10 protein-coding genes are annotated in these 7,473 nt (G+C 63.1%); 4 read left to right on the forward strand and 6 right to left on the reverse strand.

Features of this window, described 5'->3' with window-relative positions:
* Positions 1 to 142 precede the first annotated feature (142 nt).
* The 4 genes from VEZ38_RS20035 to VEZ38_RS20050 form a co-directional block, all read right to left on the reverse strand.
* Positions 143 to 955: a type II CAAX prenyl endopeptidase Rce1 family protein gene (locus VEZ38_RS20035; RefSeq protein WP_324896703.1), complete on the reverse strand. Its 813-nt coding sequence runs from the start codon at positions 953 to 955 to the stop codon at positions 143 to 145.
* 237 nt (positions 956 to 1,192) lie between these two features.
* Positions 1,193 to 1,354: a hypothetical protein gene (locus VEZ38_RS20040; RefSeq protein ID WP_324896705.1), complete on the reverse strand. Its 162-nt coding sequence runs from the start codon at positions 1,352 to 1,354 to the stop codon at positions 1,193 to 1,195.
* A complete protein-coding gene (locus VEZ38_RS20045; RefSeq protein ID WP_324896707.1) occupies positions 1,351 to 2,208 on the reverse strand; it encodes a 3'-5' exonuclease in 858 nt (285 codons plus the stop codon). The genes VEZ38_RS20040 and VEZ38_RS20045 overlap by 4 nt, the downstream gene beginning before the upstream one ends.
* A 151-nt stretch (positions 2,209 to 2,359) precedes the next feature.
* A complete protein-coding gene (locus tag VEZ38_RS20050; RefSeq protein ID WP_324896709.1) occupies positions 2,360 to 4,117 on the reverse strand; it encodes an alpha-glycosidase in 1,758 nt (585 codons plus the stop codon).
* 172 nt (positions 4,118 to 4,289) lie between these two features.
* Here VEZ38_RS20050 and VEZ38_RS20055 point away from each other — a divergent pair, with 172 nt between their 5' ends.
* The gene (locus VEZ38_RS20055) at positions 4,290 to 4,925 is read left to right on the forward strand and encodes a bifunctional 4-hydroxy-2-oxoglutarate aldolase/2-dehydro-3-deoxy-phosphogluconate aldolase (protein WP_324896711.1); all 636 of its coding nucleotides are present in this window, start codon (positions 4,290 to 4,292) and stop codon (positions 4,923 to 4,925) included.
* Positions 4,926 to 4,943: 18 nt separating this feature from the next.
* Complete coding sequence (locus VEZ38_RS20060) at positions 4,944 to 5,414, forward strand: DinB family protein (protein WP_324896713.1); 471 nt, start codon at positions 4,944 to 4,946, stop codon at positions 5,412 to 5,414.
* A gap of 99 nt (positions 5,415 to 5,513) precedes the next feature.
* On the opposite strand, the gene VEZ38_RS20065 is transcribed toward VEZ38_RS20060, so the two are convergent.
* Positions 5,514 to 5,882, reverse strand: a complete 369-nt coding sequence (locus tag VEZ38_RS20065) for a hypothetical protein (protein ID WP_324896715.1) — start codon at positions 5,880 to 5,882, stop codon at positions 5,514 to 5,516.
* A gap of 82 nt (positions 5,883 to 5,964) precedes the next feature.
* Entirely contained in the window at positions 5,965 to 6,627 is a 663-nt protein-coding gene (locus tag VEZ38_RS20070) for a LysE family transporter (RefSeq protein WP_324896717.1), read from the reverse strand.
* Between the two features lie 79 nt (positions 6,628 to 6,706).
* Here VEZ38_RS20070 and VEZ38_RS20075 point away from each other — a divergent pair, with 79 nt between their 5' ends.
* Both VEZ38_RS20075 and VEZ38_RS20080 read left to right on the forward strand, forming a co-directional pair.
* Entirely contained in the window at positions 6,707 to 7,135 is a 429-nt protein-coding gene (locus VEZ38_RS20075) for a hypothetical protein (RefSeq protein WP_324896719.1), read from the forward strand.
* A 78-nt stretch (positions 7,136 to 7,213) separates the two neighbouring features.
* On the forward strand, positions 7,214 to 7,473 hold a 260-nt coding region (locus tag VEZ38_RS20080; RefSeq protein ID WP_324896721.1), incomplete at its 3' end, for an RNA polymerase sigma factor.

Consider the following 7,473-nt stretch of genomic DNA (forward strand, 5'->3'; position numbering starts at 1 on the left):
TTTTTGATGTATGCGCGCAGTCGTGCATTTTTGCAAGAATGCGCTTACATGCCGCGACAGAGAAGGAAATAGCTGTATTTTTCGTCATTTGACTTCAGGACGCCCCAAGGCGGGTGCGCTGTGCCGATGCGATTTACGGGAGCTATCCGATGACGCCGTGCAGGAAGACGTCCCCGATCATGTGGGCGAGCATGGCGTGCTCGAGTCCTTTCTTCCAATATAAGTATCCGAACGCCAACCCCGCGATCGCATTGACGACGACGATGCGAACGACGAGCACGGTCGTCACCTCCGCGAACATGAGCGGCGCGGCGCTCAAGTGCCCGACCCCGAACAGGACGGCCGCGGCGACGATGGCGACGACGTAGATCCACGCGGGCTTGCGCTCGGCGCTTTGGTTTCTTCTGGCGAACAGGGCAGCCAGCAGCCACGCGACGAATGACATGAAGCCGAACCGCATCCAGAGCTCCTCGTTGATGCCGCCGTGGAACATGGTCAGGAGCCCAGCCCAGAACGGCACGACGTCCTCGCCCGTCGCGCCTCCCGCCAGCGTAGGCGGCAGGTGCGGTTGGAACCCGAGGTCGACGAGGTACGTCAGCCCGATGGCGACGACGCCGAACGCGACCGTGGCGAGCAGCGACTTGCCGTCGAACGGAGCGCCGTTACGCTTCGACAGCGCCTGTGCGGCGCCGCTGTCTTTCGCGAGCCAAGCGGTGAGGAGCGGCGCGCCCAGCCCGACGCGGCGGCCGAGGGTCAGCCCGACGAGAATGGCGATGAAGCTGTTGATCGTAAAGTTGATGACGCTCGCGAACAGCACGGCGTCGATCGGCACGTTCAGCCCCGGCGGCAGCACCGTCGTATAGCGTAAATACGGAATCACCGTCAGGCTGCCGAGCAGGGACATCCCGAGCAGGAAGGCGATCAGTTTGGCGTACGTACGAAAGAAGGATATCATGAGGGGCTTTCTCCTTAGATTGATATTACATAGTTATCATGATTGGTCATGTTGTGCAAGAACGAATATTATGGCGGGACGCGCGATCGGCGGAAATGGGGCGAGTTAGCGGAGAACTCCGGTAAGTGGGCGGGAAAACGGGGAAAATGGGGCGAGTTAGCGGAGAACTCCGGTAACCGAAAGCGCAAAGAGCCCGCAAACGCCTCCTGGACGTGTACGGGCTCCTCCCGTATTGCGCTATTTCTCGTTCTTTATTTTGTAATCGGCGATGACCTTCTCGTTGACGAGACCTTTCAAGGCGGTCCGGAGCTGGTCCGGCGACACGTCCTTGTCGAGGCCGAGCCGCTCCTTGAGCAGCGCGTATTCCTTGTCGTACTCCGCGTCGGTTTTCTTCTTCATCGGGGCCACCCCGCTTCCTGTCCCTGCGAGGCTTCCGGCGCCTCGGCCGCATCCGCGCCGTCCTCCGGCGGGGCCGCCGGGCGAGGCGCCTTCGGCGGCTTCTTCGCCCGGGCCTCGACCTCCGCGGCGAAATACGCCTCCAGCTCGGCCGCCTTGCGCGGATCGTCCAGGTTGACTTTGTCCTTCAGAAAACGCTCCTTCATGACGTCCCACGTCTGCGGCAGCTTCTGCATCGCCATCATGCGGATCGAATTTTTGACGAATCGCCGCTCCTTGGCGTTAGAGAATACGTCCTTATAATACTGGGTCCGCTCGAAGTCGAGCTTGTCGAACACCGCTTTGAAAATGTCCCCCGTCATCCGCGCGTCGTCCAGCGCCCGGTGCGCGGAGCCTTCGTTCGTCAGGCCGAGGTCGACGAGCGCCGCCTCGACGCTCACGTCGTTGGATACGTTTTTGTACCGGATGTATCCCTTCAGCAGATCGAAATACGGGATCGCCGTCCAGTACGCGTCGTCGAGGCCGTGCATGCGCGCGTCCAGCACGATGCGTTTCATATCTTCGCCGCCCCACGTCACGAAGATGAATTCCTCGCTCCGGGAAAGCCACGCGCGAAACTCGGCGGCAACCGCGGGGAAGCCCCGCGCCGCGTCGATGCCCTCCTGCGGAATGCCGGTCTTCTCCTTGATGAAGCTGTTCAGCTTGGCGAAATACACGGGCTTCACGAGCGACGTGTACTCGTCTATATATTGCAAGTCGGGGCCGAGCCGAACCGCCCCGATCTCGATGACCTCCATCGGCAGGTCGCTCGCGAACTTGCGGCCGTTGAACTCGATGTCCAAAATAATATAATCCATGCGCGTTGCCTCCGTCCTCATCGCCTAGCGTCTTCCCCCATTGTATCAGAAAACGCTCCGCTATAGGCGATCCATGGTAGGATTCGCAAAACGCGGGAAAAACAACCGTCCTCCGCGAAAGACAAGCCGGGGCCGCCGCCGGGCCGGACGGCTAGCGCGCGGCGTCGGCGCGCAGGACGGCGTAGCCGTAAGCCGGCAGCGTCAGCGCCGCGCCGCCGCCTGCGAGCGCCGCGCCGGCGCTCGCGAACGCCGGCGTCCAACGGACGCCGGGCGCCTCCGGAAGCGGGAACGCCGCTTCCGCCTTGTCCCGGTTCAGCGCGACGAGGAACCGTTCGCCGTCGCCGGCGCGCTCGTACAGCACGCGCGCGTCGCCCGGTTCCGCGAGCAGGAACCGGATGCCGCCCGCGCCGCGCAGCGCGGCGTGCGCGCGGCGGAGCGCGATCGCCTCGCGATAGAAGGCGAACAGCTCCCGATCCTGCGCCGCCGGATCCCAAACCATGCAGCGGCGGCAGTCGGGGTCGCCCGCGCCGGCCATGCCGACCTCGTCGCCGTAGTAGATGCACGGGGCGCCGAGGTACGTCAGCTGGAACAGCACCGCGAGACGAAGCAGACGGGCGTCCCCGCCGCAAACCGTCAGCAGCCGCGGCGTGTCGTGCGAATCGAGCAGGTTGAACATCGCCTCGTTCACCTGCCGCGAATACGACGCCAGCTGACGCTGCAGCGCGTCCGCGAAGCCGCGGGCGTCCAGCTTGCCGCGCGCGAAGAAGTCCAGCACGGTGCCGGTGAACGGGTAGTTCATGGTGGCGTCGAATTGATCGCCCTGCAGCCACATGATCGCGTCGTTAAACATTTCGCCGAGAATGTAGCATTCCGGATTCGCCGCCTTGACGACGTCGCGGAATTTGCGCCAGAACGCGTGATCGACCTCGTTGGCGACGTCGAGCCGCCAGCCGTCGATGCCGACCTCTTCGATCCAGTAACGCGCGACGCGCAGCAGGTACTCCTGCACCTCCGGATTCGCCGTGTTCAGCTTCGGCATGTGGTCTTCGAAGGCGAAGGCGTCGTAGGTCGGAACGCCGTCGACTTTTTCCAGCGGAAAGCTGCGTACATGAAACCAATCGGCGTACCGGGACGCCGCGCCCTTCGCCTTCACGTCCAGGAACGGCGCGAACGTGCCGCCCGCGTGATTGAACACCGCGTCGAGCATGACGCGGATGCCGCGCGCGTGGCAGGCGTCCACGAGCTTCTTCAGGAGCCGGTTGTCGCCGAAGTGGGCGTCGACGCGCAAATAGTCCTCGGTATCGTATTTATGGTTCGTTCGCGCCTGAAACAGCGGCGTGAAGTAAATCGCGTTGACGCCAAGCTCGCTCAGATGGTCGAGCCGGTCCAGCACGCCCTGCAAGTCGCCGCCGAAGTAGTTGTACCATTCCGGCTTGCCGCCCCACGGCAGGACGGAATCGGGGTCGTTCGACTTGTCGCCGTTCGCGAAGCGCTCCGGGAAAATTTGATAAAATACCGCGTCCCGCACCCAGACCGGCGGTCGGAACAGCTCCGAGGCGTGCAGGAACGGAAATTCGAACATGCCGAAATGCTCGTCGGGGGCTGCGGAGCCGATCCCCTTTTCGGAAAACCAATACGTCTCCTCCCCGGAACGCAACCGGAACGCGTACGCGAGACGCTTGAACTCGGGCTGCACGTCGACTTCCCAGTACTCGAACAGCTCGTCCGCGAACGCGCGCCGCATCGGCGCCTCGCTCATCTTGTCGAACGGCTCGAACTTGTCCCCGTACAGGACGTCCGCCTCCGCGAGATCGTCTCGCTTCGCCCGCAGGCGCAGCACGATCGTGCGTTCGTCGTACGCGAACGACCAATTCAGTTTCGGGCGATGATACAACGCTTCTTTCATCATGTTCGGGATCCTCCTTCAGGCTTATGGGAAAACGCAAAAAAGGCACAACCCGGTTGATGTGCCTACGAGGTTGTACCTTCGCGAAAAAGGTAGCATTGCCTTCAAATTGCTTCCATCATAACACAACCCCATGGTAAGATGAAGTCATTCAGTCGAGGAGGCGCGGAAATTTATGGACGTATTGCAAGTCGTCGAACATCACAAGATCGTAGCGATCTTCCGGGGCGTCTCGGGAGAGGCAGCCGACCGCGGAGCCGAAGCGCTCCTTCGCGGCGGCATCAAGGTGCTGGAAGTGACGATGAACACCGAAGGCGCGATGAACTCGCTCGAGCGGTGGCGCAAGGCATACGAAGGCGAAGCGTATTTCGGGGCGGGCACGGTGCTCGACCTGGAGATGGCGAAGGTCGCGGTCGCGGCCGGGGCGCAGTTTCTCATCTCGCCGAACCTCGACGAAGAGGTCGTGCGGTACGGCATCGAGCAAGGCGTGGACGTGTTCCCGGGCGTCATGACGCCGACGGAAATCGTGCGCGCGTGGAAGGCGGGCGCTCGGGCAGTGAAGCTGTTCCCGATGGCGTCGCTCGGCATCGGCTATCTGAAGGACATTCGAGCCCCGCTCGATCAAATCCCGATGATCGTCACCGGCGGCGTGAATCTGGACAATATCGCGGATTTCGTGAAGGCGGGCGTCGCGGGCGTCGGCCTCGGCAGCAATCTGGTGGATAAGAAGCTGATCGCGGAAGGCAAGTTCGACGAGCTCGAAGCCAATGCGCGGAAATACGTAGAGGCGGTCGCCGCGGCGTCTCGCTGACGATGAGGAGGGAAGGCAGTGAACGCTAGCGCGCTGTTGACGCAGGTGGACGTGATCCGCTCCATTACGCTGCAAGCGGTGGAGTCGCTGCACGAGGAAGAGGCGGACGTGCAGCCGGAAGGCTTCAATAATACGATCCGTTGGCATCTCGGGCACATCTATTTGGTGCAGGAGCGGCTGGCGTTCTATCATGCCGGCTTCCCGCTGGAGGTGCCGCAGCCTTATATCGACCTGTTCGCCAACGGGACGAAGCCGATGGATTGGACGGGGGAGCCGCCGTCGCTCGCGGAGCTCGGCTGCCGGCTGACGGAGCAGCCGGGGCGCATTCGAACGCTGCTCGGCGAGAAGCTGCTCGAGCCGACGGTCGTGCCGTTTTCCCGGTTCGACGGGCGCTTCGATACGATCGGCGCGCTCGTCGGCTACTCGTTGTATCACGAAGGGCTTCACATGGCGGCGATCCGGACGATCAAGCGGCAGCTCGGCGCATAACGCGCGGTTACACGCAACATTATGGAAAAGGACGGGGCGACCCCGGAAGCGTATAGCTTCATGGGATCGCCCCGTCTTGTGTCCGAGCGTCGGAAACGATTACGAGCGGATATGCAGAACGTCCGTCGGAGCCGTCCGCGTATTGCGGATTTGCTGTACCTGCGCGTCCGTCAGCCGGCGGCCGACGACGATGAACGAGGACATGCGGTCGTTGAAATTGCCGAGGTCCGAGATCGCCGTGTTGCCGCGGTAGACGCGGAAGTCGCCGCGGTAGTTCGTGTTCGCGAACAAAATGAGCGTCACGTCGGAGCCGTTCGCCGTGTTGCGCAGCCGGAAGCTGGACAGCTGGTTGTCGAAGCGGAAGGCGGACGCGTCGCGCACCGCGACGCCGCCGCGCCGGAGCAGGATGCGCCGCCCCTCGAAATCCCGGCCCGAGAACAAGGCCAATCTGACATCGCTATTTGCCATGGAATGCACCTCTTTCGCAGAAGATGGTGTATTCTATGTGGCACTCGTAGATCGGTATAGACGGGTTTCGGGCGGTAAGCGGCTATTTTTCTAGGCTTGCGGGTGCGAGTAGGGACGTATACCCGTCCAGAAACACAGTGACGGCGAAGTACAGGAACAGCAGCGCGGACATCGCGGAAATCGTGCGCACGAACGCCGGCCCGAGCCGCCGCCCGCTCGCCGACGAAAGCAGCGCCATGCCGAGCGACCAGAGGATGCCGGCGCAGAAGAAGCCGGCGAGGAAGACGGTCAGCGCCGTCGCTCCGCGAACCGGAGACTTCGCCACGACGCTGCCGCCGACGGTCGCGAACCACAGGATCGAGGTCGGAGATGCGACGGCGAGCCCCCAACCCCAGAAGAAGGAGCGGCGCAGCGACCGTCGCGGCGCCCCGTCCGGTTCGGCGGCGTCGATCGGCTTTGGTCGGACGGCGGCGCGAACCATCGTCGCGGCGAAATAGAGCAGGACGGCGGTGCCGCCGATCCAGAGCGACCATCGGACCGCGGGGTAGCCGAGCAGCAGCGCCACGCCGGTCGTGGCGAGCACGGCGTAGGTCAGGTCGCCGAACGAGGAGCCGACGCCGATCAGGAACGAAGGCCAGAAGCCCCGCGCGATGCCCTCGCGCACGATCGCGACGTTGACGGTGCCGAGATCGAGGCAGAGGCTGAGCGAGAGGGCGAAGCCGGAGAAAAATAAAGAGGCTAGCATGACGTTGAGGTTCACGGGCCTTTCATGGCAGAATGGAATCATTATACCTGCGGGACCGGAAGGGGACAATCGATTTTCAATGGCGGAGGTATGGAAGAAGCTGCAATTGCATAAAGCGTCGCGCGCGCTGGCGCTGCACGCGCCGGGCGGCGACTATGGCGCCGTCGTAGGCGGGGTGCCGGAGGGGGTGGCGCTCGACGCCGAGCCGGCGGGGGAGAACGGAACGTACGACTTCGTGCATCTGTTCGTTACGAGCGTCGCGGAGCTGGAGGAGAAGGCCGGGACGGCGCTCGCGGCGATTAAGCCGGACGGGCTGCTTTGGTTTTCGTATCCGAAGAAGACGTCGAAGATCAAGACCGACATCAACCGCGACGCTGGCTGGAAGGTCGTGCGCGACGCGGGGTACGAGGCGGTGACCCAAATCGCGGTGGACGACACGTGGTCGGCGCTGCGCTTCCGCCCGGCGTCGGCGATCCCGTCGCTGACGCGCAAATTTACGAACGATTGATTTTTGGCGCCGCCCGTATCTTTTCGGGCGGCGTTTTCGTTATGATAAGCGTAATCCGACGAAGGAGGGATCCCTTCGATGTTGATCCTTGGCGCCAAGGAGAAGCCGTCGATCGGCGACGCGCCCGCGTTCGAACGCGCGGTAGCGCCGCTCTTGCCATCGCTGCAACAATATTGCCGATTCGTCGCCCGCAATCGGTGGGATGCGGACGATCTCATGCAAGACACGTTAGAAAAGGCGTTCCGCCGGTTCGTCCGAACCGGCGGCGCGCCGATAAATCAAGCGTATGTACGCCGCATCGCGTTCAACGCGTGGATCGACCGCGCAAGGCGCGCCCG

The sequence above is a fragment of the Paenibacillus sp. genome (assembly GCF_035645235.1).
Lineage (GTDB): Bacteria > Bacillota > Bacilli > Paenibacillales > YIM-B00363 > Paenibacillus_AE.